Raw genomic sequence first — 21,104 nt, 5'->3', positions numbered from 1 at the left:
CCAGAAAAAGACGCGCGCGTTCACCTTGTTGGCCGGTATCCGGGCTGACGGAACTGCTCTCATCGCCTTCCCAAGCGCGTGTTCAGAACGCTCAGTGGCTGATGATGAAAGCTGAATGTGCCCCGAGTCTGAGTCAGGGGAGCGAAATTCGTCCGTTTACCGTTGCGGGGGCAGCGCAGGTTAAAAATCCAGGCGCAATCGGCCCGGGCTGACCCGGTGCGGATGGTCTTGATTCACTCCTGCTTCCCGTTGAACTGCAGCGTGTGAACCACACCGCGAGCACCAACAGGCAAGATTCTACGCGCCAAAACTGTGCAAACCCTACAATTGGCGCTGCCATGTCGAACCCAACCCACATCGACCAGATTGCCGAACGCGTCGAGCGGCTCCTCTTGCGCTACGAGGAGTTGCAGCGCACCAATGCCCTGCTCACCGAGCAGGTGCACGAACTCACGCAGGAACGCGATTCGCTGCGCTCGCGCCTGAGCGCCGCCCGCGCCCGGGTCGATGCCCTGCTCGAACGCCTGCCGGATTCGACGGCGCCGATGTCGGCGGCCGGTCCGGCCCGTGGCAGGACACCCGTGGGATCGGACTCATGAAGCAGCTTGACGTACAGATCATGGGCCAGAGCTACCTGCTCGGCTGCCCCGAGGGCGGCGAGGCCAGGCTGCTCGACGCCGTGGAAAAGGTCGACGCGGCCATGTGCAAGATCCGCGACGCCGGAAAAATCAAGGCGCGTGACCGCATCGCCGTTCTGGCCGCGCTGAACCTGGCTTTCGAGCTGTCCGAGCTGGAGGCCAATGCGCTGAAGGCGGCGCACAGCACCCCGGCGCCGGCCGCTGCTCCAGCCAGGTCCTACGGCGCGGGCGTGTCGGCTGCAGAGGCCGCGTCGCAGCCGCAACTGGCGGCCTTGCTGCAACGCCTGGACAACGCGCTGGGCGTGGACGGCCGCCTGCTGTAAAGCGGCCCCCCAGGCCAGCGCGGCGCGCGCCAAACGCCTACAATCAAACCGTCTGCGGTACACACCGGGCTTTATATTTCCTTGTACCAATGCTCTTAGAGCACGGGCTTGGTAAATTGTCAGGCAGGCGTGATCGTCTCGCGTTAGACGAACCCGAAACCTGACTGCCCTCGCCCACCTGAACCCTGGTTCAGGATGACGGTCCGGTGGTATTCGCAGACACCTCTTTTCACCCGTCGACACCCCCGCCGCCGTCCCCGTCCAACCCGCTTGCCCCGGCGAGCAGCCTGCCCCTACGCCGCATGACCTTCGAACCCCTGCTCATTCTTGAACTTGCCCTGCTGGGCGTCGGCACCGGCTTTCTCGCGGGCCTGCTGGGCATAGGCGGCGGCATGCTGATGGTGCCTTTCATCACCATCATCATGGCGCAGCGCGGCGTGGCGCCGGACCTGGCCGTGAAGATGGCGATTGCCACCTCGATGGCCACCATCATCTTCACCTCCATCTCCAGCGTGCGCGCCCACCACAAGCGCGGCGCGGTGCGCTGGGACATCGTCCGGCGCCTGGCCCCCGGCATTGTGGTCGGCAGCATCATCGGCAGCCTGGGCGTGTTTGCACTGCTCAAGGGCTCTTACCTGGCGATCTTCTTCGGCCTGTTCGTGAGCTTCTCGGCCACCCAGATGTTTCTGGACAAGAAGCCCAAACCCACGCGCCAGATGCCGGGTGCGGCCGGCCAGTTTGCGGCCGGCGGCGGCATCGGTTTCCTCTCGGGGCTGGTGGGTGCGGGCGGCGGCTTCATCAGCGTGCCGTTCATGACCTGGTGCAACGTCGCCATCCACAACGCGGTGGCCACCTCGGCCGCGCTGGGCTTTCCGATTGCCGTGGCCAATGTGCTCGGCTACGTGATCAGCGGGCAGTCGGTGCAGGGTCTGCCGCCCGCTTCCTTCGGCTACATCTGGCTGCCGGCGCTGGTGGTCATCGCCGCCTGCAGTTTTTTTGTCGCACCGCTGGGCGCCAGGCTCGCGCACAAGCTGCCGGTGAGCAAGCTCAAGCGCGTTTTTGCCAGCATCCTCTACGTGCTGGCGGCCTACATGCTCTGGAAGGGCCTGAGCAGCCTGTAGCTGCGGCTCAACCATGCGCGCGGCGTGAATCGGCCGGCGCCTCGCCCCTCTCGCTCAGCCCGTAGTCGCGGATCACCTCGGCGATCCGCAGGCGGTAATCCCTGAACATGGTGGACCGGCCGGCCGCCTGCGCGGCGCGGTGCGCCTCCAGGTTGCGCCAGGCCTGCAGGCAGGACTCGTCGCGCCAGAACTGCAGCGACAGCAGCTTGTCGGGATCGCTCAGGCTCTGGAAGCGTTCGATCGAGATGAACCCGTCCATCTTCAGCAGCTCGGCCTTGAGCTCGGCAGCCCAGTTCAGGTAACCCTCGCGGTGCGCTGGATCGGGCCAGACTTCAAAAATAACCGACACCATGTGATTTCTCCTTCAATGCTCAAAGACAGGAATGCGCGCATTGGGCAGCGGCCGGAACCCGGTGCAGCGCCCGAAATAGTGATCAAATTGGCCTGCAGCCCTCATCCATGCTGCGCTGGCAGCTACCATTTCAATAGCAATCAAAGCGCCGGGGCAGGCATGGGGTCCGGCGCCGAACCCCGTGCTCCGTCCGCCTTCACGGTGTACATCCAAACGGTCGGGCTGCGTGTTGAAGGCTTCGTCGCGGTTGGCGCTGGCCAGCACCAGCAACAGGGCCTGGCCCGCCGCTATCGGCTGGCCCAGCAGTGTCAGCGCTTCGGCCGCGAAGCGCCGGGTGTTCTGGATGGGCGCGGCCCAGCGCTCGACCTCGCGCACCAGGGCGCGCATGGCGTCCCGTGACGCGTCGGCCGCCGCCGCCTGCCGCGGGTCCTGCGCGAGCTGCAGCGCGACATGGCCGAGCAGGCCACTGCCCGCATCGAGGGCCTGCTGCATGAAGGCGATACGGTTGGCCGCCTGCACCTCAGACAGGCCCAGCGCCCGACCCTGCGCCATCAGGGCCGCGGCCGCCGCGTCGGCCTGCGCCACGGCCTGCGCGTCGGCGCCGGGCGCGATGCCTTGCGTGAACTGCGCGGCCCAGCGGCAGGTGGCCTCACGTTCGCCGGCAGGCACGCCGAGCAGCCGTGCCATGGTCTGCACCGGCAACGCGGCGATGAACGCGTTGGCGGGCAGGCGCGGCCGCAGGTCGCGCGCCGCGTCTTCGGCGGCGCAAGCCACGTCGGCCAGCGTCCAGCGCCGCGCAACCCGCTCCACATCGGGCTTGTGGACGGCATGGAAGGGGCCGTCCGTCATGCGCACCAGTTGCGCGAAGACCTCGCCGGCGGCCCGGCCCTGCAGCGCCGGCGGCACCGGCTCGGCCGGCGGACGCACACGCAGCGCCGGATGCCCCAGCGCCGCGCTGACGGCGGCATGGCTGCTGGCCACCCAGAGGCCGAGGTGCCTGTCGAAAAACAGCGGACGCTCCTGTCGCAGGCGGCGGTAGAAGGGAAAGGGGTCGGGGTGGGTCACCGCCTCCACCGCATCACGGGGAAAGGCTGCATCACGGGCGGCATCAAGGGGAAAAAGCATGAACCCAGTGTCCCCAGCGGCGCGTCCTTTGTCCAGCGCCAACAGTTTGGCTATCATCGAACCATGCCCGTGGAACCCGACATCACCCGCATCGCCGCCACCATCGGCGACGCCAGCCGCATCCGCATGCTGGTGCTGCTGATGGAAGGCCGCGCGCTGACAGCCAAGGAGCTCGCGCTGGGTGCGGGCATCGCACCGGGCACGGCCACCTCCCACCTGCAGCGCCTGCTCGACGACGGCCTGCTGGCCGCCACCGCGCAGGGCCGTCACAAGTATTTCCGCTTTGCCTCCGCCGAAGTGGCGCAGCTGGTCGAGTCGCTGATGCGCGTCGCGCCGAAACGCAAAAGCGAAAAGTCTCCGGCGGTGAATGAGCCGATACGCCAGGCCCGCTTCTGCTACGACCACCTCGCCGGCAGCCTGGGCACCGGCTTGCTGGCCATGCTGCTGCGCAAACGCTGGCTGGCGGGCGACACCAATGATGCCCGGCAGTTGCTGGTGACGGCAACGGGCGAAAAAGCCCTGCAGGCCCTCGGCCTGGACCTGCCCGAACTGCGCAGCAGGCGCCGGCAGTTTGCCTGCGCCTGCCTGGACTGGTCGGAACGCCGGGACCACCTGGGTGGCGCGCTCGGAGCGGCGCTGGCAAGCCATTTCACGCAGCAGGGCTGGATCACGCGCAAGAAACACTCGCGCGTGGTGCAGGTCACGACCGAAGGCACGGCGCGCTTGAGCCGCCTGGGCCTCAAGCTGTCCGGCTGAAAAAACGTCCGGACGCTCAACCTCTCAGGCCTGCAGCGGCGCCGGCATCACGACGATGCCGTCCTCATCGGCATACAGCCAGTCGCCGGGGTACACCCACACCCCCTGGATCTGCACCGCCACGCCGCGCTGGCCCTCGTTTCGTTTTTCCGTGGGCAGCGGCATGGCGGCGAGTGCGCGTATGCCGACCTGGCACTGCGCGAGCTCGGCAACATCGCGCACGCAGCCGTCGATCACCACGCCGGCCCAGCCGTTGTTGGCAGCCGCTGCACCGAGGTTGCCGCCCAGCAGGGCGCGGCGCAGCGAGGCGCCGCCGTCGACCACCAGCACGGCGGGCACACGACCCGCGGATGTTTCCACAAGGCCGCTGCCATCGACCGCGGCCTTGACCAGCGAATTGTCTTCAAAACACTTGAGGGTGACGACCGGCCCGCAGAAGCGGGAAACACCGCCAAAAGGCAGGAACACCGGGGGCAGGACGCGCAATCGTCCCGAGCTGTCGTTTTTATGAGCGTCGCACAAATCACAGGTGGCAAAGCGCGCAGTAGCGGAGGGGCTGGTCATGGGCGGTGTCCTTTCAGGGGGCGGGCTGCGGCGAACATGCGGAAGGAAAACTGCGCAAGCATACCGTGCAGCCGGGGACCTTACGGGGCAAATGCCGTGTGCTGGCGCGGTGTTAAGCCGGCTTCCTCCGGTGCTGGGTGAGCACGTGCCGCTGCCTGCGGCGCAGCCTTTGCCGACTGCTTTGTCGCCTCTGACATCCGCCGCAACGCGACCTTGCGCGCACGCTGCGTTGCCCCGGGTGCAGCGTTTTCGATCCTGTCGAAGTAAATCTGCAACATCCAGACCCAAAAAAATTGCGTTTTCCCTATGAAACCACTGTTTTCTCCAGTAGCATCCCCCTTGCCAGTGAAGAGTAGTTATCTGCATTGGTGATTTATCAACTTCTAGAAGGAAAATCAATCATGGCAACTGCAAAAAAAGCACCGGCAAAAAAAGCGCCCGCTAAAAAGGCTGCACCGGCAAAAAAAGTAGCTGCGAAAAAAGCAGCTCCTGCGAAGAAGGCGGCTCCTGCGAAAAAAGCAGCGCCGGCTAAAAAGGTAGCAGCAAAGAAAGCGGCTCCTGCAAAAAAAGTAGTGGCGAAAAAAGCGCCTGCAAAAAAAGCGCCCGCCAAAAAGCGTACGCCCAACGCAGCGTTCATGAAGCCACTGACACTGAGCCCCGCCTTGTCGGCCGTGGTTGGCGCTGCTGCGCTGCCCCGCACCGAGATCGTGCGCAAGCTCTGGGTCTACATCAAGGCCAAGGGTCTGCAGGACAAGGTCAACAAGCGCATGGTCAACGCCGACGAAAAATTGCGTGCCGTTTTCGGCAAGGCGCAAGTGTCGATGTTCGAGATGGCTGGCCTGATCGGCAAGCACGTCAAGTAAACGACGCGAGGGGCTTGCCCCGCGTTCGCGCGGGACAGGACCCGGTAAAAAGGGCCACGCAAGTGGCCCTTTTTTTATGCCTGCTTATAGCCCCCACGTTCGCTCGCTTCGCGTAGCGCCCTGCCCCCCGAGGGGGCGCTGCGCCTGCGGGCCGGCAAAGCCGGACCCGCGGCCCCTGCTTGAATAGAGATGCCCTTGCGGTCGCTCACTGACCTCCGGTCGTCCCGAGCTCGACCTGCCGGCGTCAGCGCCTTGTCGCGTTCGTGATCGCCGACAGCGTACCGCGCGTGCTGATGACTTCGGGGTCCAGCATGATCTCGATCAGCGCGCCTTGTTTACCCTCCAGCGCCTGGCGCAGTGCGGCTTCGAACTCGTCGGTGCGCGTGATGCGTGTCGCGCTGTAGCCGTAGGCGCGCGCCAGTGCGCAGAAGTCGGGGTTCTGCAGATGCGAGCCGCTCACATGGCGCGGGTACTCGCGCTCCTGGTGCATGCGGATGGTGCCGTACATGCCGTTGTTGAGCAGCACGATGATGCTTTTGGCGCCATGCTGCACCGCCGTTGCCAGCTCCTGGCCGTTCATCAGGAAGTCGCCGTCGCCGGCAATCGTGAAGGCGGTGCGGCCCGACACGATGTTGGCCGCGATGCCGGCCGGCACGCCGTAACCCATGGCGCCCACGGTCGGTGCGAGCTGCGTTTTCAGGCCCTTGACCAGCCCGTGGTGCGGGAAGAAGCGGTGCACCCAGCTCGCAAAGTTGCCGGCGCCGTTGGTCAGCACGGCGTCTTGCGGCAGCAGATTCTTCAGCGTGGCGACGATGGCCGGCATGTCGATGCTGCCGGGCAGCACCACGCCGCCGTTGGCCGGATCGATGTTGGCGAGGTAGTCCGCGTTGGCGGACCCGGCCCAGGCCTGCCAAGGCACGGACACGGGCGCGGTCAGCACTTCCAGCGAGCGTGCCGCGGCATTCATGGTGGCGTTGATCGCGAGGTCGGCCTGGAAGACGCGGTTGAGTTCCTCGGCGCTGGCATGAATGTGCACCAGCTTCTGCTTCGGCCGCGGCGCTTCGATCAGCGTGTAGCCGCCGGTGGTCATCTCGCCCAGGCGCGGGCCGATGGCCAGGATCAGGTCGGCCTGTTTGATGCGCGCGGCGAGCTTGGGATTCAGGCCGATACCAACGTCGCCGGCGTAGAGCGGGTGGTGGTTGTCGAAGGTGTCCTGGAAACGGAAGGCATTGCCCACCGGCAGCGACCAGTTCTCGGCAAAACGCTGCAGGGCCTGCGCGGCCTGCGGCGTCCAGCCACCGCCACCGGCAATCACCAGCGGGCGCTCGGACTGCAGCAGCAGCTCGCGCAGCTTGCGCAGCGAGCCGGGGTCGCTCCAGGCCTCGACCGCCTCGACGCGCGGGAGCGGCTGGGCATCCACCATCTGCGTCAGCATGTCTTCCGGCAGCACCAGCACCACCGGGCCGGGCCGGCCGTTCATGGCGGTCGCAAACGCACGCGCCACGTACTCGGGAATGCGCCGCGCATCGTCGATGCGCTCCACCCGCTTGGCCATGCCTTTGGTGGAAGGTCCGAAGAAGCTGCTGTAGTCCAGTTCCTGGAAAGCTTCGCGGTCGCGCGTGTCGCTGGCCACGTCGCCGACAAACAGGATCATCGGCGTGGAGTCCTGGAAGGCGGTGTGCACACCGATGGAGGCGTTGGTGGCGCCGGGACCTCGCGTCACGAAACAGATGCCGGGCCGCCCGGTCAGCTTGCCGTGGGCTTCGGCCATGAAGGCGGCACCGCCCTCCTGCCGGTTGGTGATGAAACTGATCTGGTCACGACAGGCATGAAAGCCGTCGAGCACCGCGAGGTAACTTTCACCCGGCACGCCGAAAGCGTGGGTGACGCCCTGGGCCACAAGGCATTGAACAAGAAGATGGCCGGCAAGTTGTTGTGTCATCTGACTATTGTGCCCCCACGCTCCCCCACTTCGTGCGGGTCGCTGCCCCCCGAGGGGGCCGCTGCGCCTGCGGGCCGGCGGAGCCGGACCCGCGGCCCCTGCTTGAAGGGGAGCCCGCGCGCTTGTCACTGCGCGCAACGCCTCGCCCCCAAGGGCGAGGCGTTGCGGTTATTCGGGCGTGGTGTTGTCGCCGTCGGCGCCGCCGGCCTCCAGCGCCTGGCGGGCCAGCTCTTCCTCGCTCAGCGGCGGCGCCTCCTCCAGCGCCCGCAGCTCCTCCAGGAACTCCGGCGTGGGCGGCTCGTGCTCGAGCAACACTTCTTCCAGTTTCTGCCGGCCGGTCTCCACATGCACGGAAGGTGAATGCAGCTCGGTCGGGGGCACCGGGAATTTTTCGCCCAGCGTGAATTTCAGCGCCTCGGCCTTCTCATCAACCCATTGTGTGAAGTCACCGTCTTTGGGGGTGTCCGAATTCGTCATGACCATCTCCTTGCATGTCGGCACCGGCGCGGCTGGCCGGTCCCTGCTTCATTATGGAGGTACGCTTGGCGCAGCGGTGTCAGCCTATCACCCATCACCTGCGAATCTTGATTTAATTCACCAAACAGTTAAATTATCCGCCATGCCAAGCCCCAAAAGCAAAACAGCAAAACCTGCCGAAACCCGCTCGCGCGATGCCGACCGCTCGCAGCAGGCCATCCTGCTGGCCGCCCGCGACGAGTTCGCCCAGCACGGCCTGGGCGGAGCGCGGGTGGACCGCATTGCCGAGCGCGCCGACATCAACAAACGGCTGATCTACTACTACTTCAAGAGCAAGGACGAGCTGTTTCTGGCGGTGCTTGAGCACGCCTACGCGCACATCCGCGAGGCGGAAACAAAGCTGCACCTGCGCGACATGCCGCCGGCCCAGGCGATCCGGCGGCTCACCGAATTCACCTGGGAGTATTACCTCGAACACCCGGAGTTTCTGACCCTTCTCAACAGTGAGAACCTGCACCAGGGCCGGCATCTGGCGATGTCCAGCCGGGCCCGGGAAACCAACTCGCCGCTGATCGAGACACTCGCCGAAATCCTGGAACGCGGGCGCGCCGAAGGCCTGTTCCGCGGCGGCATCGACCCGGTGCAGCTCTACGTGTCGATTGCCGGCATGGCGTATTTCTACCTCTCCAACAACCACACGCTGTCGGCGATTTTCGGGCGCGACCTGATGACGCCCAAGGCCCGCCATGAGCGCCTCTCGCACATGTGCGAGGTGATCCTAGGGTATGTCCTTAGAAACTGAAGCGACACCGCATTGACGCACGGTCGGCATTGTTTTTACAATTCCTAATTCACTTAATGGTGAATTAGGCGTAAACTCCGGCCTGCTTGTGTTGCCGGACTTCCGTTTCTTCCAAATGCCCTTCAGGAGACAACCATGACCTTTGCACGCCGCGCCGCCCTGGCTTCGCTCACTTCCCTCACCGTGCTGGCCGCGCTTTCGCCGCTGGCCGCCAGCGCCCAGGGCGCCTACCCGAACAAGCCGATCCGTGTGATCGTGCCCTTTGCCGCCGGCAGCACGACCGACATCATTGCCCGCGCCATTGCCGACAAGATGGGACAGAGCATGGGCCAGACCCTGGTGATCGACAACCGCGGCGGCGCCAGCGGGACGATAGGTCAGGCGGCGGTGGCCCAGGCCGCACCGGACGGCTACACCATCATGGTCCATTCGTCCTCGCACACGGTCAGCCCCTCCACTTTTGCGAAGCTGCCCTTCGACACCTTGGGCGACTTCGCCGGCGTGACGCCGATTTCCAGCACCCCCAACGTGTTGGTCATGTCGCCATCCAAAAACATCAAGACGCTGCAGGAACTGCTGGCCGCCGCCCGCGCCAAACCCGGCAGCATGAACTTCGCCTCGGCCGGACAGGGCAGCGCCACCCACCTGAACGCCGAAAAATTCAAGCTCGCGGCCAAAATCGAAGCCACCAACATCCCGTTCAAAGGCTCAGGAGAAGCCGTGACCGAAGTCATGTCCGGCCGGGTGGACTACTACTTCTCGCCGATCGCGCCGGTGATCGGCCAGATCCGCAACGGCCAGCTGGTGGCACTGGCAGTCGGTTCGCCCAAACGCGCCAGCGCCCTGCCCCAGGTGCCGACCACCGCCGAGGCCGGCGTTCCCGGTTCCGAGTTCAACTTCTGGATCGGCATGATGGCCCCAAGCAAGACACCGCGCGACATCGTCAACCGCCTGCACGACGAAGTCGTCAAGGCCCTGGCCACGCCTGAAGTCAAGGAGCGTTTTGCCGCGCTGGGCGCCGAAGCCTGGACCATGAAGCCCGAGCAGTTCGACGCCTACCTCCGCGATGAAATCAAGACCAACGCCGTGCTGGTCAAGGCCGCCGGCCTCTCCCCGGCCCAGTAAGTCTTAACCCCCGCGACTGCCGCGCCCGGCCTGGATCCGGACCTGCCCTGATACCGCGCCGGACCCAGGGTGCGGCCGCCGCATTTTTACCGCCACCACAAGGACCCCCATGGCCACCCAACGACTAGGACTCATCATGCACGGCGTCACCGGACGCATGGGCATGAACCAGCATCTGATCCGCTCCATCGTCGCGATCCGCAAGCAGGGCGGCGTGCTGCTCTCCAATGGCGACAAGGTGATGCCGGACCCGATCCTGATCGGCCGCAATGCCGAAAAAATCGAAGCCCTGGCCAAAACCTGGAACATCGAACGCTGGGGCACCGACCTCGATGAAGCGCTGAAAAACAAGGACGACACGATCTTCTTTGACGCCGGCACCACGCAGATGCGCCCCACGTTGCTGGCCAAGGCGATACGCGCCGGCAAACATGTGTACTGCGAAAAACCGATTGCCACCAACCTCAACGAAGCCGTCGAGATTGCGCGCCTGGCCGAAAGCTCGGGCCTGAAACACGGCGCGGTGCAGGACAAGCTTTTCCTGCCCGGCCTGCGCAAGCTCGACATGCTGCGCCGCGCCGGCTTCTTCGGCAAGATGCTGTCGGTGCGACTGGAGTTCGGCTACTGGGTCTTCGAAGGCGACCTGCAGCCCATCCAGCGCCCGAGCTGGAACTACCGCACCGAAGACGGCGGCGGCATGATCCTGGACATGATGTGCCACTGGCGCTACGTGCTGGACAACCTGTTCGGCGAGGTCAAGTCGATCTCCTGCATAGGCGCAACCCACATCCCCGAGCGCTGGGACGAAGCCGGCAAACCCTACAAGGCGACGGCCGACGACGCGGCCTACGCCACGGCCGAGCTGATCGGCCACAACGGCGAGCCGGTGATTGCGCAGATGAACATGTCCTGGGCCACCCGCGTGCGCCGCGACGACCTGGTCACCTTCCACGTGGACGGCACCCACGGCTCGGCCGTTGCCGGCCTGTCCTCCTGCCGCGCCCAGTCGCGCGTGGCCACGCCGCGCCCGGTCTGGAACCCCGACGAGAAGCAGACCATGAACTTCATGGACCAGTGGCAGGAGATCCCGGACTCGCAGGTCTACGACAACGGCTTCAAGATCCAGTGGGAGCATTTCATCCGCCACGTGGTGGAAAACGAGCCCTACAAATGGACCTTGCCCGAAGGCGCCAAGGGCGTGCAGCTGGTTGAAGCCGCTCTCGAAAGCTGGAAGGAACGCCGTTGGGTGGATGTTCCGACGCTACAGGTTTGATAGCTGCTTGCGCCCGCCAGATAAGGGCTGGAGGCATATTTCATTCATGGATCATTGCCTGCACCGGTTTACACCCTCTCCCTCCGGGAGAGGGCAGGGGTGAGGGCTGCAGCGTGTGCATGGAATGTCAGTAGAGCCGCCGACCCTCACCCTAACCCTCTCCCGGAGGGAGAGGGGACAAGATCTGAGTACTTACATAACGAGGTAGATTTATGGCTTTAGCCCTTCACTTGCCCGTCGTCGCGGGCGGCCTGCAGCCTTACACGCTGCGCGGCACCCCACCCGTCAGTCCTCCTGCAGGCGTCAAGTTCAACCGCATCGCCTATTCGGCCGCCCACGTGGTGGCCGACCCGCTGGCCGTGGTCGATCCCTGGATCACTTGCGCCGTGGATTGGGACGCGACCATCGCCTACCGCCGCCATCTGTGGTCGCTGGGCCTGGGCGTGGCCGAGGCCATGGACACCGCGCAGCGCGGCATGGGCCTGGACTGGCCGACCTCGCTGGAGCTGATCCGGCGCTCGCTGGAAGCCGCCAAAGACGTGCCGGGCGCGTTGGTGGCTTCCGGCTGCGGCACCGACCACCTGGTGCTGGACAACGTGAAGACCGTGGACGAAGTGATTGCCGGCTACGAGGAGCAGATGGCCGCGATCGAAAAACTCGGCGGCAAACTCATCGTGATGGCCAGCCGCGCGCTGGCCCGGGTTGCCAAAAGCCCGGCCGACTATGAACGCGTGTATGACCGCATCCTGAGCCAGGCGAAACAGCCGGTGGTGCTGCACTGGCTGGGCGAGATGTTCGACCCGGCGCTGGCGGGCTACTGGGGAACGAAGGACGTCGATGCCGCCATGGACACCGCGCTGGGCATCATCGCCGCGCACCCCGACAAGGTAGACGGCATCAAGATCTCCCTGCTCGACAAGGACAAGGAAATCGCCATGCGCCGGCGCCTGCCAGCCGGCGTGCGCATGTACACCGGCGACGACTTCAACTACGCCGAGCTGATCGCCGGCGACGGCCAGGGCAGCGAGCTGTTCCACGGCCAGAGCGACGCACTGCTGGGCATCTTCGACGCGATTGCACCGGCAGCCAGCGCCGCGCTGGGCGAACTCGCACAGGGCAATGTAGAGAAATTCCACGCCATCCTCGGCCCCACCGTGCCGCTGTCGCGCCACATCTTTGCCGCGCCCACACGCTTCTACAAAACCGGTGTCGTTTTCATGGCCTGGCTCAACGGCCACCAGAGTCACTTCACCATGGTCGGCGGCCAGCAAAGCACGCGCTCGCTGCAGCACTTCGCCGAGCTGTTCCGGCTGGCCGATGCGGCAAACCTGCTGGAGCAACCGGAGCTGGCCGTGCGGCGCATGAAAACGCTGCTGGCGCTGCATGGCGTCGAACCCTAAGCCCCAAGCTGTCATGCCGGACTTGATCCGGCATCCATGGTGGCGACCCGATGGATTCCGGGTCGAGCCCGGAATGACAAACACCAGGAACACAATGCGCGACTTCTCCACCGACCACCGCTGGCTCTCCATCAACACCGCGACCGTCCGCAAAAGCCGCGGTGTCGAGCAGCCGCTGACCGACATCATCGAGGCCTGCGCACAACGCGGTATCCGGGCGATCTCGCCGTGGCGCGACCAGGTGGCGGCTGCCGGCCTGCCGGCCATCTCGAAACTGGTCAAGACCCATGGCCTGGAACTGTCGGGCTATTGCCGCGGCGGCATGTTTCCGGCCGCAGACGCCGCAGGCCTCAAAGCCGCGCGTGAGGACAACCGCCGCGCAGTGGACGAAGCCTGCGAACTCAACGCCGCCTGCCTGGTGCTGGTGGTCGGCGCCCTGCCCGGCGCGCTGGCCGGCCAGGCCGCGCACAAGGACATCGCGCTGTCGCGCAGCCAGGTCAGCGACGGCATTGCCGAACTGCTGGAGTACGCCAAAGCCAGCAAGATGCCGCTGGCCATCGAGCCGCTGCACCCGATGTACGCCGCCGACCGCGCCTGCATCAACACCATGGAGCAGGCACTGGACGTCTGCGACGCACTCGACCCGATCCGCACCGGCGAAGACGGGAAAACGCAGCAAGCCGCGTTGGGTGTGGCGGTGGACGTGTACCACGTCTGGTGGGACCCCAAGCTTGAAGCGCAGATCCAGCGCGCCGGCAAGGACCGCCTGATGGCCTTCCATGTCTGCGACTGGCTGACCCCGACCACCGACCTGCTCAACGACCGCGGCATGATGGGCGACGGCGTGATTGAGATCCCGAAGATTCGCGGATGGATGGAGGACCAGGGTTTTGCCGGCTACAGCGAGGTCGAGATTTTTTCGTCCGGCAACTGGTGGCAGCGCGAGTCGGCCGAGGTGCTGGACACCTGCATCGCCCGGCACCGCAGCGCCGTCTGAAGCCCGGCTTCGCTTCAGGGTTTGGGCGCCACCGACCCGCCACGCGGCGCCCCATGTGATACGGTAAGCCCATGAGACGCCGCGACCTTTTGCTGCAGCTTGTTCCCGCCCTCGGCGCGGCAGGCGCGTTCGCACAAACCCCTGCCCAGCCGCAGCCCCTGACGAGGCCCATTCCTTCCTCGGGCGAGCAGATTCCGGTGATCGGACTCGGCAGCTGGATCACGTTCAATGTCGGCAACGACAGACAGGCACGCGAGCAGTGCATCGAGGTCATGCGGCAGTTTTTTGCAGCCGGCGGCAAGCTGATCGATTCCTCGCCGATGTACGGCTCCTCGCAGGGCGTGATCGGCGAGGCCCTGCAGAAGCTCCGAGCCCAATCCACCGTGTTTTCGGCCGACAAGGTCTGGACCTCTTCGGACGGCGCCGCGCAGATCGAAACCTCGCGCAAGCTCTGGCAGGTGCCGCGTTTCGACCTGCTGCAGGTGCACAACCTGCTGGCCTGGGAGAAACAGCTGGCGCTGCTGCAGGCCATGAAAGCCGCCGGGCAGTTGCGTTATGTCGGCATCACCACCTCCGAGGGAAGGCGCCACGGCGAGTTCGAACAGATCATGCGCAGCCAGCGCATCGACTTTGTGCAGCTCAGCTACAACCTGCTGGACCGCGAGGCCGAGCAGCGCCTGCTGCCGCTGGCGCGCGAGCGCGGCATCGCGGTGCTGGTGAACCGGCCGTTTCGCGAAGGCGCGCTGCTGCGCCAGTTGCAGCGCCACCCGCTGCCGGCCTGGGCCGGCGAGATCGACTGCACGAGCTGGGCGCAGTTCGCGCTGAAGTTCATCGTTTCGCACCCGGCGGTCACCTGCGCCATTCCGGCCACCGGCAATCCTGCCCACCTCCGCGAGAACATGGGCGCGTCGCGCGGCCGCCTGCCGGACGCGGCCTTGCGCCAGCGCATGGCCGACCATGTGGCCAGGCTCTGAACCATGTCGGAGTGGTGGACCTACACGCTGTCGGACTTCCTGATGTTTTCGCCCAGGACCTACTGGCGTCTCGTCGAGCTCTACAACCGCGACTTCTGGCCCTTGCATCTGCCGCTGCTGGCGGCCGGCCTGGCCGCGCTCTGGCTGACCGCCACCCGTCGCACGCACGCCTTTCGCTGGGTCGCCTTTGGACTCTCAGCCATCTGGTTGTGGGTGGGCTGGGCTTTCCTCTGGGAGCGTTACGCCACCATCAACTGGGCGGCGCAGTATGTGGCGCTGGCCTTTGCTGTGCAGGCGGTGTTGCTGGCCGGCATGGGCCTGATGCGCAAGCACACGGCTGCATCCCCGGGACCGGCCGCGCTTGGCCTGGGCGGGCTGCTCGCTGTGGCCGGCCTGTTGTATCCCTTGTGGGGACTGGCCGCCGGCCGCCCCTGGGAGCAGGCCGAAACCTTCGGCATGGCACCCGAGCCGACCGCGCCGCTCACGCTGGGCCTGCTGCTGCTCAGCGGACGACCGGCCTCGCGGACGGGCCGCGCCCTGCTTTTCCCCATTCCCCTGCTTTGCCTGTTGCTGGGTGCGGCGACAGCCTGGACTTTTGTGAATTGAACACCCCCGCCATGACCCTGAGCACTTCCGCCGCCGCCAACCGACGCGGCATTGTCTGCATGGTCGGCGCCATGGGCTGCTTCGTCACCAACGACGCGCTGGTCAAGTTCGCCAGCCAGAGCATGCCCAGCGCGCAGCTGATCTTCGTCCGCGGCGCCATGTCGGTGCTGCTGGTGCTGGCCGTCGCCCATGCGCTGGGCGCCACCACCCGCCTGCGCGAGGCCACACGCGGCTGGGTCGCCGTCCGTGCCCTGGTCGATGCGACCGCCACCATGCTGTACCTCGGGTCGCTGTTTCACCTGCCCATCGGCAACGCCACCGCCATCAACCTGGCGGCGCCGCTGTTCATGACCATGTTTGCCGCGCTCTTCATGGCCGAGCGGGTGCGCGGCGCACGCTGGCTGGCCGTCGGTGCCGGCTTTCTCGGTGTCCTGCTGGTGATCCAGCCGCGTGCCCAGGGTTTCAACAGCTGGGCGCTGGTCTGCCTGCTGGGCACGCTGTTCCATGCGGCGCGCGACCTGATGACGCGCCGCATTCACGCCGGCATCCCGTCCATCCTGATCACGCTGGCCACTGCGGTGGCGGTCACCGTGGTGTCGGGCGTGGGCTCGCTGCTGCAGGGCTGGCGGCCCTTCGGCCTGTTCGAGTTCGGTCTCCTGGGCCTGGCCAGCGTGTTCCTGACCGGCGGCTACTACTTCATCATCAGCAGCATGCGCCACGGCGAGATGACGCTGGTCGCGCCCTTTCGTTACAGCGGCCTGCTGTTTGCGCTGGTGCTGGGCTACGCGGTGTGGGGCGAGGTGCCGAACACACTGGCCTGGTTCGGCATCGCGCTGCTGATCGGCTCGGGCCTGTATGTGCTGGTCAGCGAGAAACGGCGTTTGCCCGCGGCCGCCGCTGCGGCACCGCCGGACTGAGGACGGCATGGGCAGCAGCACATCCATCGATTTCATGGCCTCCTCGCCGTCGGTCGCGCGCCGGCTGATAGGCGTCACGCTGCTGGTCGATGGCGTGGGCGGGATCATCGTTGAGACCGAGGCCTACGACCGCGACGACCCGGCCTCGCACAGCTTTGCCGGCCCGACACCGCGCAACGCCGCCATGTTCGGCCCGCCCGGCCATGCCTATGTCTACCGCTCCTACGGCATCCACTGGTGCATAAACATCGTCTGCCGCGAAGCAGGCCACGGCGCGGGGGTGCTGGTACGCGCCATCGAACCCGTGGCCGGGCTGGACACCATGCGTGCGCGGCGCGGGCTGGGCGATGTGCGGCTGCTCTGCGCCGGGCCCGGCCGCGTGGGCCAGGCGCTGGGCATCACGCGGGAACACAACGGCCTGCCGGTGACCGCGCCGCCGTTCGAGTGGCTGCCCGCGCCGCCGAAGGTCAAGGTGGTCAGCGGCCCGCGCATAGGCATTTCCAAAGCGGTGGACCAGCCCTGGCGTTTCGGCCTGGCCGGCTCGCCCTTTCTGAGCCGGCCCTTCAGGTAGGACTCACGCCACCATCAGCGGCGTGCGCCGCACCCGCCGCACATTGAAGGCGCTGGCAATCAGCACACCCTGCATCAGCGCCAGGCCCAGCAACACGCCGCGGAACTGCCCGTGGTCCATCATCACGCCGAAGATCAGCGGCGAGACCGCCTGCCCGATGTCCAGGCCCGCGTAGACCACGCCGTAGACGCGGCCCGAGGCGTTGTCGGGCGTCGAACGTTTGACCAGCAGGTCGCGCGACGGCCCGGCGATGCCCGAGGCAAACCCCATGGCGCCAAACAGCACCGGCACCATCCACGCCGGAAAACTGCCCAGGGCCAGCAACAGCGCCACCACCGCCGCGAGCCCGAAGCCGGCGCCCACGATGCGCTCGCAGCGCGCCGGGTCCGACGCGAGGAAGCCGCCCAGCACCATGCCGCCCGCGCTGCACACCATGTAAATCGTCAGGCACATGGCCACCAGGCCCAGCGGCACGTTGTGCAGTTGCCGTGCGGCTTCGGGCGCGAAGGCCTGCACCACGCTGAGCACGATGGCGTACCAGAAGAAAAAGGCGAAACACATCCACACCGCCGGAATCTTCAGAAAGCCCAGCGAGCTGTCGGCCGCCGGCGCGCCCTTGACGGGCGGGGCTATCCTGATCGTCAGCTTGTCGCGATGCAGCAGCAACACGGCCAGCACGGCAAAAGCCAGCACGCCGGCGGCCGCCAGTGCCACCCGCCAGGAATACGCAAACGTCAGGGACACCACCAGGGCCGGCGCCAGCGCCCAGCCCAGGCTGCCGGTGATGCCGTGCACGCTGTAGGCGTGGCCCAGGCGCGGCGCGCTGACCTTGCGGTTGAGCAGCGTGTAGTCCACCGGGTGAAACACGCCGTTTCCGACACCGGCCAGCACCGCGAAGCCGGCCATCATCCAGTAGCTGGTGCTGACCGAATAACCGAAGGCCGCGATGCCCAGCAGGCTCAGGCCGGCGAACAGAATTGGCCGCGGGCCGAAGCGGTCCACCCAGAACCCGGACAGGGCCTGAACGGCGCAGGACACCACGAAAAAAATCGTCATCAAAAACCCCAGCTCGGCATAACTGACGTTGAACTCGTCCTTGAGCCAGGGAAACAGCGGCGCCAGCAGCAGCTGGCTGAAATGGCTGATCAAGTGCGCCAGCCCGACCAGGCCAATGACGCTGGCATCGCTGCGCAAGGGAACAATGCCGGAGCCCGGGAGGGTGCTTGATGTATTCATGGCGCCATCGTAGTATCGGCGCAGGCTTCTGAAATGCGACAAAAAGCCATCATTCAGCGAATTTCAGACAAAACACGCCGACCACCCTTTAGCCCATGACCCGCAAGCCGCGTCTTCACTTCATGCCGGTCGGCGACACCGACCCCTTCACGCCCAGCCGCGAACGCCCGGTGCGCGTGCGGGCGCGTTCCATGCCGGTGGATTCGCACTTCGAGCCGCATGCCCATGCCTGGGCGCAACTGGCCTACTGCGCCAGCGGCATCGTGCAGGTCACGGCCGGGCAGAGCCGCCACAAGGCCGATGAAGTCGCCTACATCGTGCCGCCCTCGCGCGCGGTGTGGATTGCGCCGGGCGCGCAGCACCACATCACCGTGCTCGAAGCTGCGGAGTTCCGCACGCTGTACATCGACGCCAGTGCCACGCCGGAGAACTGGCAAGACTGCCGCGTGATCGTTGTCTCTGCCTTGCTGCGTGAAACCATCCATGCACTGGACAACACCGGCCCCCACGCTTCGCTGCCCCCCGAGGGGGCGCATTTTTCCTTGGGGCGGCCCGGCGGAAAAACCGTCCCCCTGAACCTGCCGCGTGAGCAATTGCTGACCCGCCTGGTGCTGGACGAACTCCTGCACGCCGACACCCAGGTGCTGGGCGTGCCCCTGCCGAATGCGCAAACCGGCGACAAGCGCCTGCGCGCCCTGTGCGAAGCGGTGCTGCGCGCACCGTCCGAACGCGCCACGCTGGCCGAGTGGGCCGCGGACATAGGCGCCAGCGAACGCACAGTGGCGCGGCTGTTTCGCGATGAGCTGGGCCTGAGTTACCAGCAGTGGCGCCAGCAGGCCGTGCTGGCCCACGCCCTGCCCCTGCTGGCGCGCGGCCAGTCCGTCAGCCAGGTGGCCGCCGCCAGCGGCTACGCCAGCGACAGCGCGTTTTCAGCCATGTTCAAGGCGGCCATGGGCCAGTCGCCGAGCCATTTTCAAAACAAAAGCGGGCTCTAGCCCTTGTCAAGCCTACGCTAGAAGCTATTGAATCAATAGCAGACTGAGCCTGAAGCCCCCTGCGGCGCGCCGGGCAACGGTAAACCGCTACCATGCGCGAATGAACTCTGTCTGCACCCTGGTGAAAACACGTGAAACATGGCGTAACGCCGCAAGGGCTCTGGCGCTGGTCCTGCTGGCCGCCACCGGGCAGGCGCACGCCCAGGCGCATGCAGACAGCGCCGGTCAACCGGGCCTGCTGCGCGACATCAACGCGGTGCGGCAGCAAGGCTGCGAAGGGCAACCCGGCAAGGCAGCCCCCCTGCGCGAGAACGCCGCGCTGTCGGCCGCCGCTACCCGCCTGTCCAGCGGTGACAGGCTGGACGAAGCGCTGAAAGCCGCCGGTTACCGCGCGGTGAGCGGGGCGCAAATCATCCTGCGCGGTGCGGGCGCCACCCTGCTGACGCGGGCCAGCCTGGGCACCTCATGCAGCGTGCTCACCCAGGCCGATTTGACCGAAGCCGGCTTTCACCAGCATGCCGCCCAAACCTGGATCGTTGTGGCCGCGCCCTTCCTGCCCCCCAGCGCTGCGCAGGCCGCTGACGTGGAGTCGCGTGTACTGGCCCTGGTCAACGAAGCCCGCGCCAAGCCGCGCCGCTGCGGCTCCGAGTCTTTCCCCGCAACGCGCCCGGTGCATCTCAGCCCCAGACTGCAGGCCATCGCCGCCACCCACGCCGCCGACATGGCCCGCCACAACTACTTCGACCACGCCGGCCGCGATGGCAACCATGTGGAAGAACGCGCCAGCAGCGGCGGCTACCGCTGGCGCCACATTGGCGAAAACATCGCCGCCGGCCACACCCAGGCCGAAGCCGCCATGCAGGACTGGCTCGGTAGCCCCGAGCATTGCGCCAACGTGATGTCGCCGGACTACACCGAGATGGGTAGTGCCTTTGCGGTGAACAACAGCAGCAGCGCGGGCATCTACTGGGTGAAGGTGTTCGGGACGGCCAGATAGCGGACGAGTCGGCCACCGGCGGTGTTCATCCGGCATTGCACAGAAAAATAGGCCTCAGCCCTTACGCAGCAAGCGCCGGCAGCTATCAAAAGAAGAGCTAACACCGCTTGTCCCGGCGGCGCTCCGGTGGAAAACGAATCCATGTCGCCACAACCAGCAGGCCAAACAGCGAGTAGCCGACGGCAAACACCCACCACGGCGCTTCGTAGTACAGGACACGCTGCAACCAGTGTTCGATGAAGCCGCCGCCGTAGCCGGCCACACCGGCCTGCTCACGCAGCCACATCTCCAGCGTGGTCAGCGGACACAACGTGCCCAGCCAGGTTTCGGCCACCACGACCCCGATCGCCGCCAGGTGCGCCAGCCGGAACCAGAGGGCGTTGACCCAGCGCCAGCCCCGCAGGTTGCCGGCAAGCACCAGCACCAGGCCGCCCACCACAAAGGCCACGACGGCGACATGCAGCGTGAGCACGATGTCGGCGAGCAAGGCGTAGGGAATGTCGGCGCGCATGGGGCAACTCAACAGCTCAGGCCGGCTGATCCATCCCCAGCGCCACAAACTCGCCCTCGAGGCGCCCCGCCACCTCGCCCGCAAAATGCAGCACCGACACCACCGTGATGCGCGCCTTGCCCTTGCGCCGGAACACGCGCAGGAACTGCTGCCAGGCTTCAGCGTCCGGCGCGGCGGCCGTCGCGGTGAAAGTGCCCGCTATGGGCTGCTCGTAGGACATGGTGTTGCGCTGGATCACCAGGCGGCTGGCCAGGCCTTCGGCGCTCAGGCGCGTGTGCAGCAGCGACCAGGCGGCCAGGATGGCAACGGCCGACGCACTGCCGCCGAACACGGTGTCGCGGTGGTTGATGTTGGGCGCCAGCGGCGCGCTGAGCACCACCGCTTGCGGCGCGGCCTGCACCACGCTGACCTGCATGGCCCGGGACAGCGGGATGTGCGCGTGGAGATAGGTTTCAAGTTCGGCGGGGGACATGGCGTCCTTTCAGTTGTCTGCCAGAAGCGAAGCGTAGCAGTCCGGGGCCAGCCTCGCCCCGTGATTT

General features: G+C 66.3%; 24 protein-coding genes and 1 riboswitch. Of the genes, 16 read left to right on the top strand and 8 right to left on the bottom strand.

The genetic code is table 11. The annotated features are described in order from the left end of the window. Positions 1-12 precede the first annotated feature (12 nt). Positions 13-302, bottom strand: a riboswitch (cobalamin riboswitch). Positions 303-338: 36 nt separating this feature from the next. From PSV40_RS20180 to PSV40_RS20170, 3 genes are all read left to right on the top strand, one after another. Then, positions 339-599, top strand: coding sequence for a cell division protein ZapB (locus PSV40_RS20180; protein WP_300541236.1), 261 nt, complete (start codon positions 339-341; stop codon positions 597-599). Then, the gene (locus PSV40_RS20175; RefSeq protein WP_300541234.1) at positions 596-961 is read left to right on the top strand and encodes a cell division protein ZapA; all 366 of its coding nucleotides are present in this window, start codon (positions 596-598) and stop codon (positions 959-961) included. Before PSV40_RS20180 ends, PSV40_RS20175 begins: the two co-directional genes overlap by 4 nt. Positions 962-1,263: 302 nt before the next feature. Next, on the top strand, positions 1,264-2,082 hold the full coding sequence (locus PSV40_RS20170; protein WP_300541232.1) for a sulfite exporter TauE/SafE family protein: 819 nt from the start codon (positions 1,264-1,266) through the stop codon (positions 2,080-2,082). A 7-nt stretch (positions 2,083-2,089) separates the two neighbouring features. On the opposite strand, the gene PSV40_RS20165 is transcribed toward PSV40_RS20170, so the two are convergent. After that, a complete protein-coding gene (locus PSV40_RS20165) occupies positions 2,090-2,434 on the bottom strand; it encodes an antibiotic biosynthesis monooxygenase (protein WP_300541229.1) in 345 nt (114 codons plus the stop codon). 12 nt (positions 2,435-2,446) lie between these two features. Continuing rightward, on the bottom strand, positions 2,447-3,559 hold the full coding sequence (locus PSV40_RS20160) for a cytochrome P450 (RefSeq protein ID WP_300541227.1): 1,113 nt from the start codon (positions 3,557-3,559) through the stop codon (positions 2,447-2,449). A gap of 63 nt (positions 3,560-3,622) precedes the next feature. Between PSV40_RS20160 and PSV40_RS20155 the strand changes: the two genes are divergently transcribed. Next, positions 3,623-4,315, top strand: coding sequence for a winged helix-turn-helix domain-containing protein (locus tag PSV40_RS20155; protein ID WP_300541225.1), 693 nt, complete (start codon positions 3,623-3,625; stop codon positions 4,313-4,315). 24 nt (positions 4,316-4,339) lie between these two features. Here the strand turns inward: PSV40_RS20155 and rraA are convergent, their stop codons facing one another. Further along, a complete protein-coding gene (rraA, locus tag PSV40_RS20150; RefSeq protein WP_300541223.1) occupies positions 4,340-4,879 on the bottom strand; it encodes a ribonuclease E activity regulator RraA in 540 nt (179 codons plus the stop codon). A 401-nt stretch (positions 4,880-5,280) separates the two neighbouring features. Between rraA and PSV40_RS20145 the strand changes: the two genes are divergently transcribed. Then, positions 5,281-5,742 (top strand): SWIB/MDM2 domain-containing protein, encoded by a 462-nt coding sequence (locus PSV40_RS20145; RefSeq protein WP_300541327.1) that lies wholly within the window; start codon positions 5,281-5,283, stop codon positions 5,740-5,742. 244 nt (positions 5,743-5,986) lie between these two features. Here PSV40_RS20145 and PSV40_RS20140 read toward each other — a convergent pair whose 3' ends face one another. Both PSV40_RS20140 and PSV40_RS20135 read right to left on the bottom strand, forming a co-directional pair. Beyond that, a complete protein-coding gene (locus PSV40_RS20140; protein WP_300541220.1) occupies positions 5,987-7,684 on the bottom strand; it encodes a thiamine pyrophosphate-binding protein in 1,698 nt (565 codons plus the stop codon). Positions 7,685-7,852: 168 nt separating this feature from the next. Further along, positions 7,853-8,161, bottom strand: coding sequence for a hypothetical protein (locus PSV40_RS20135; protein ID WP_300541218.1), 309 nt, complete (start codon positions 8,159-8,161; stop codon positions 7,853-7,855). 142 nt (positions 8,162-8,303) lie between these two features. On the opposite strand from PSV40_RS20135, the gene PSV40_RS20130 reads away from it, so the two are divergent. The 9 genes from PSV40_RS20130 (at position 8,304) to PSV40_RS20090 (ending at position 16,826) form a co-directional block, all read left to right on the top strand. Next, complete coding sequence (locus tag PSV40_RS20130; RefSeq protein WP_300541216.1) at positions 8,304-8,963, top strand: TetR family transcriptional regulator; 660 nt, start codon at positions 8,304-8,306, stop codon at positions 8,961-8,963. 135 nt (positions 8,964-9,098) lie between these two features. Further along, the gene (locus PSV40_RS20125; RefSeq protein ID WP_300541214.1) at positions 9,099-10,088 is read left to right on the top strand and encodes a tripartite tricarboxylate transporter substrate binding protein; all 990 of its coding nucleotides are present in this window, start codon (positions 9,099-9,101) and stop codon (positions 10,086-10,088) included. Positions 10,089-10,197: 109 nt separating this feature from the next. After that, a complete protein-coding gene (locus PSV40_RS20120; protein ID WP_300541212.1) occupies positions 10,198-11,361 on the top strand; it encodes a Gfo/Idh/MocA family oxidoreductase in 1,164 nt (387 codons plus the stop codon). Positions 11,362-11,573: 212 nt separating this feature from the next. After that, on the top strand, positions 11,574-12,761 hold the full coding sequence (locus PSV40_RS20115) for a dihydrodipicolinate synthase family protein (protein WP_300541210.1): 1,188 nt from the start codon (positions 11,574-11,576) through the stop codon (positions 12,759-12,761). A gap of 94 nt (positions 12,762-12,855) precedes the next feature. Further along, a complete protein-coding gene (locus PSV40_RS20110; RefSeq protein ID WP_300541208.1) occupies positions 12,856-13,758 on the top strand; it encodes a sugar phosphate isomerase/epimerase family protein in 903 nt (300 codons plus the stop codon). Between the two features lie 71 nt (positions 13,759-13,829). Continuing rightward, positions 13,830-14,732 carry an aldo/keto reductase gene (locus PSV40_RS20105; protein ID WP_300541207.1) on the top strand — a complete coding sequence of 301 codons (903 nt, stop codon included), beginning with the start codon at positions 13,830-13,832 and terminating at the stop codon, positions 14,730-14,732. Positions 14,733-14,735: 3 nt separating this feature from the next. Further along, positions 14,736-15,338 carry a DUF6064 family protein gene (locus PSV40_RS20100; RefSeq protein ID WP_300541205.1) on the top strand — a complete coding sequence of 201 codons (603 nt, stop codon included), beginning with the start codon at positions 14,736-14,738 and terminating at the stop codon, positions 15,336-15,338. 11 nt (positions 15,339-15,349) lie between these two features. Beyond that, the gene (locus PSV40_RS20095; RefSeq protein WP_300541204.1) at positions 15,350-16,255 is read left to right on the top strand and encodes a DMT family transporter; all 906 of its coding nucleotides are present in this window, start codon (positions 15,350-15,352) and stop codon (positions 16,253-16,255) included. A gap of 7 nt (positions 16,256-16,262) precedes the next feature. Beyond that, positions 16,263-16,826 (top strand): DNA-3-methyladenine glycosylase, encoded by a 564-nt coding sequence (locus PSV40_RS20090; protein WP_300541203.1) that lies wholly within the window; start codon positions 16,263-16,265, stop codon positions 16,824-16,826. A 3-nt stretch (positions 16,827-16,829) separates the two neighbouring features. On the opposite strand, the gene PSV40_RS20085 is transcribed toward PSV40_RS20090, so the two are convergent. Continuing rightward, positions 16,830-18,062 carry an MFS transporter gene (locus PSV40_RS20085; protein WP_300541202.1) on the bottom strand — a complete coding sequence of 411 codons (1,233 nt, stop codon included), beginning with the start codon at positions 18,060-18,062 and terminating at the stop codon, positions 16,830-16,832. Positions 18,063-18,157: 95 nt separating this feature from the next. On the opposite strand from PSV40_RS20085, the gene PSV40_RS20080 reads away from it, so the two are divergent. Continuing rightward, positions 18,158-19,057, top strand: a complete 900-nt coding sequence (locus PSV40_RS20080) for a helix-turn-helix transcriptional regulator (protein ID WP_300541201.1) — start codon at positions 18,158-18,160, stop codon at positions 19,055-19,057. A 100-nt stretch (positions 19,058-19,157) separates the two neighbouring features. Next, positions 19,158-20,054, top strand: coding sequence for a CAP domain-containing protein (locus PSV40_RS20075; protein WP_300541200.1), 897 nt, complete (start codon positions 19,158-19,160; stop codon positions 20,052-20,054). 97 nt (positions 20,055-20,151) lie between these two features. On the opposite strand, the gene PSV40_RS20070 is transcribed toward PSV40_RS20075, so the two are convergent. Next, complete coding sequence (locus tag PSV40_RS20070) at positions 20,152-20,565, bottom strand: DUF2784 domain-containing protein (RefSeq protein WP_300541199.1); 414 nt, start codon at positions 20,563-20,565, stop codon at positions 20,152-20,154. A gap of 16 nt (positions 20,566-20,581) precedes the next feature. After that, positions 20,582-21,037, bottom strand: coding sequence for a YiiD C-terminal domain-containing protein (locus tag PSV40_RS20065; RefSeq protein WP_300541198.1), 456 nt, complete (start codon positions 21,035-21,037; stop codon positions 20,582-20,584). Positions 21,038-21,104: the final 67 nt, after the last annotated feature.

It is taken from the genome of Polaromonas sp., assembly GCF_029945925.1.
Taxonomy (GTDB): Bacteria; Pseudomonadota; Gammaproteobacteria; order Burkholderiales; family Burkholderiaceae_C; genus Polaromonas.
This window is presented reverse-complemented; position numbering and strand designations above follow the sequence as displayed.

Bases quoted from the DNA above. Each gene is read 5' to 3' on its own strand.
- PSV40_RS20180 (WP_300541236.1), top strand. From the start codon at position 339: ATGTCGAACCCAACCCACATCGACCAGATTGCCGAACGCGTCGAGCGG.
- PSV40_RS20175 (WP_300541234.1), top strand. From the start codon at position 596: ATGAAGCAGCTTGACGTACAGATCATGGGCCAGAGCTACCTGCTCGGC.
- PSV40_RS20170 (WP_300541232.1), top strand. From the start codon at position 1,264: ATGACCTTCGAACCCCTGCTCATTCTTGAACTTGCCCTGCTGGGCGTC.
- PSV40_RS20165 (WP_300541229.1), bottom strand. From the start codon at position 2,434: ATGGTGTCGGTTATTTTTGAAGTCTGGCCCGATCCAGCGCACCGCGAG.
- PSV40_RS20160 (WP_300541227.1), bottom strand. From the start codon at position 3,559: ATGCTTTTTCCCCTTGATGCCGCCCGTGATGCAGCCTTTCCCCGTGAT.
- PSV40_RS20155 (WP_300541225.1), top strand. From the start codon at position 3,623: ATGCCCGTGGAACCCGACATCACCCGCATCGCCGCCACCATCGGCGAC.
- rraA (WP_300541223.1), bottom strand. From the start codon at position 4,879: ATGACCAGCCCCTCCGCTACTGCGCGCTTTGCCACCTGTGATTTGTGC.
- PSV40_RS20145 (WP_300541327.1), top strand. From the start codon at position 5,281: ATGGCAACTGCAAAAAAAGCACCGGCAAAAAAAGCGCCCGCTAAAAAG.
- PSV40_RS20140 (WP_300541220.1), bottom strand. From the start codon at position 7,684: ATGACACAACAACTTGCCGGCCATCTTCTTGTTCAATGCCTTGTGGCC.
- PSV40_RS20135 (WP_300541218.1), bottom strand. From the start codon at position 8,161: ATGACGAATTCGGACACCCCCAAAGACGGTGACTTCACACAATGGGTT.
- PSV40_RS20130 (WP_300541216.1), top strand. From the start codon at position 8,304: ATGCCAAGCCCCAAAAGCAAAACAGCAAAACCTGCCGAAACCCGCTCG.
- PSV40_RS20125 (WP_300541214.1), top strand. From the start codon at position 9,099: ATGACCTTTGCACGCCGCGCCGCCCTGGCTTCGCTCACTTCCCTCACC.
- PSV40_RS20120 (WP_300541212.1), top strand. From the start codon at position 10,198: ATGGCCACCCAACGACTAGGACTCATCATGCACGGCGTCACCGGACGC.
- PSV40_RS20115 (WP_300541210.1), top strand. From the start codon at position 11,574: ATGGCTTTAGCCCTTCACTTGCCCGTCGTCGCGGGCGGCCTGCAGCCT.
- PSV40_RS20110 (WP_300541208.1), top strand. From the start codon at position 12,856: ATGCGCGACTTCTCCACCGACCACCGCTGGCTCTCCATCAACACCGCG.
- PSV40_RS20105 (WP_300541207.1), top strand. From the start codon at position 13,830: ATGAGACGCCGCGACCTTTTGCTGCAGCTTGTTCCCGCCCTCGGCGCG.
- PSV40_RS20100 (WP_300541205.1), top strand. From the start codon at position 14,736: ATGTCGGAGTGGTGGACCTACACGCTGTCGGACTTCCTGATGTTTTCG.
- PSV40_RS20095 (WP_300541204.1), top strand. From the start codon at position 15,350: ATGACCCTGAGCACTTCCGCCGCCGCCAACCGACGCGGCATTGTCTGC.
- PSV40_RS20090 (WP_300541203.1), top strand. From the start codon at position 16,263: ATGGGCAGCAGCACATCCATCGATTTCATGGCCTCCTCGCCGTCGGTC.
- PSV40_RS20085 (WP_300541202.1), bottom strand. From the start codon at position 18,062: ATGAATACATCAAGCACCCTCCCGGGCTCCGGCATTGTTCCCTTGCGC.
- PSV40_RS20080 (WP_300541201.1), top strand. From the start codon at position 18,158: ATGACCCGCAAGCCGCGTCTTCACTTCATGCCGGTCGGCGACACCGAC.
- PSV40_RS20075 (WP_300541200.1), top strand. From the start codon at position 19,158: ATGAACTCTGTCTGCACCCTGGTGAAAACACGTGAAACATGGCGTAAC.
- PSV40_RS20070 (WP_300541199.1), bottom strand. From the start codon at position 20,565: ATGCGCGCCGACATTCCCTACGCCTTGCTCGCCGACATCGTGCTCACG.
- PSV40_RS20065 (WP_300541198.1), bottom strand. From the start codon at position 21,037: ATGTCCCCCGCCGAACTTGAAACCTATCTCCACGCGCACATCCCGCTG.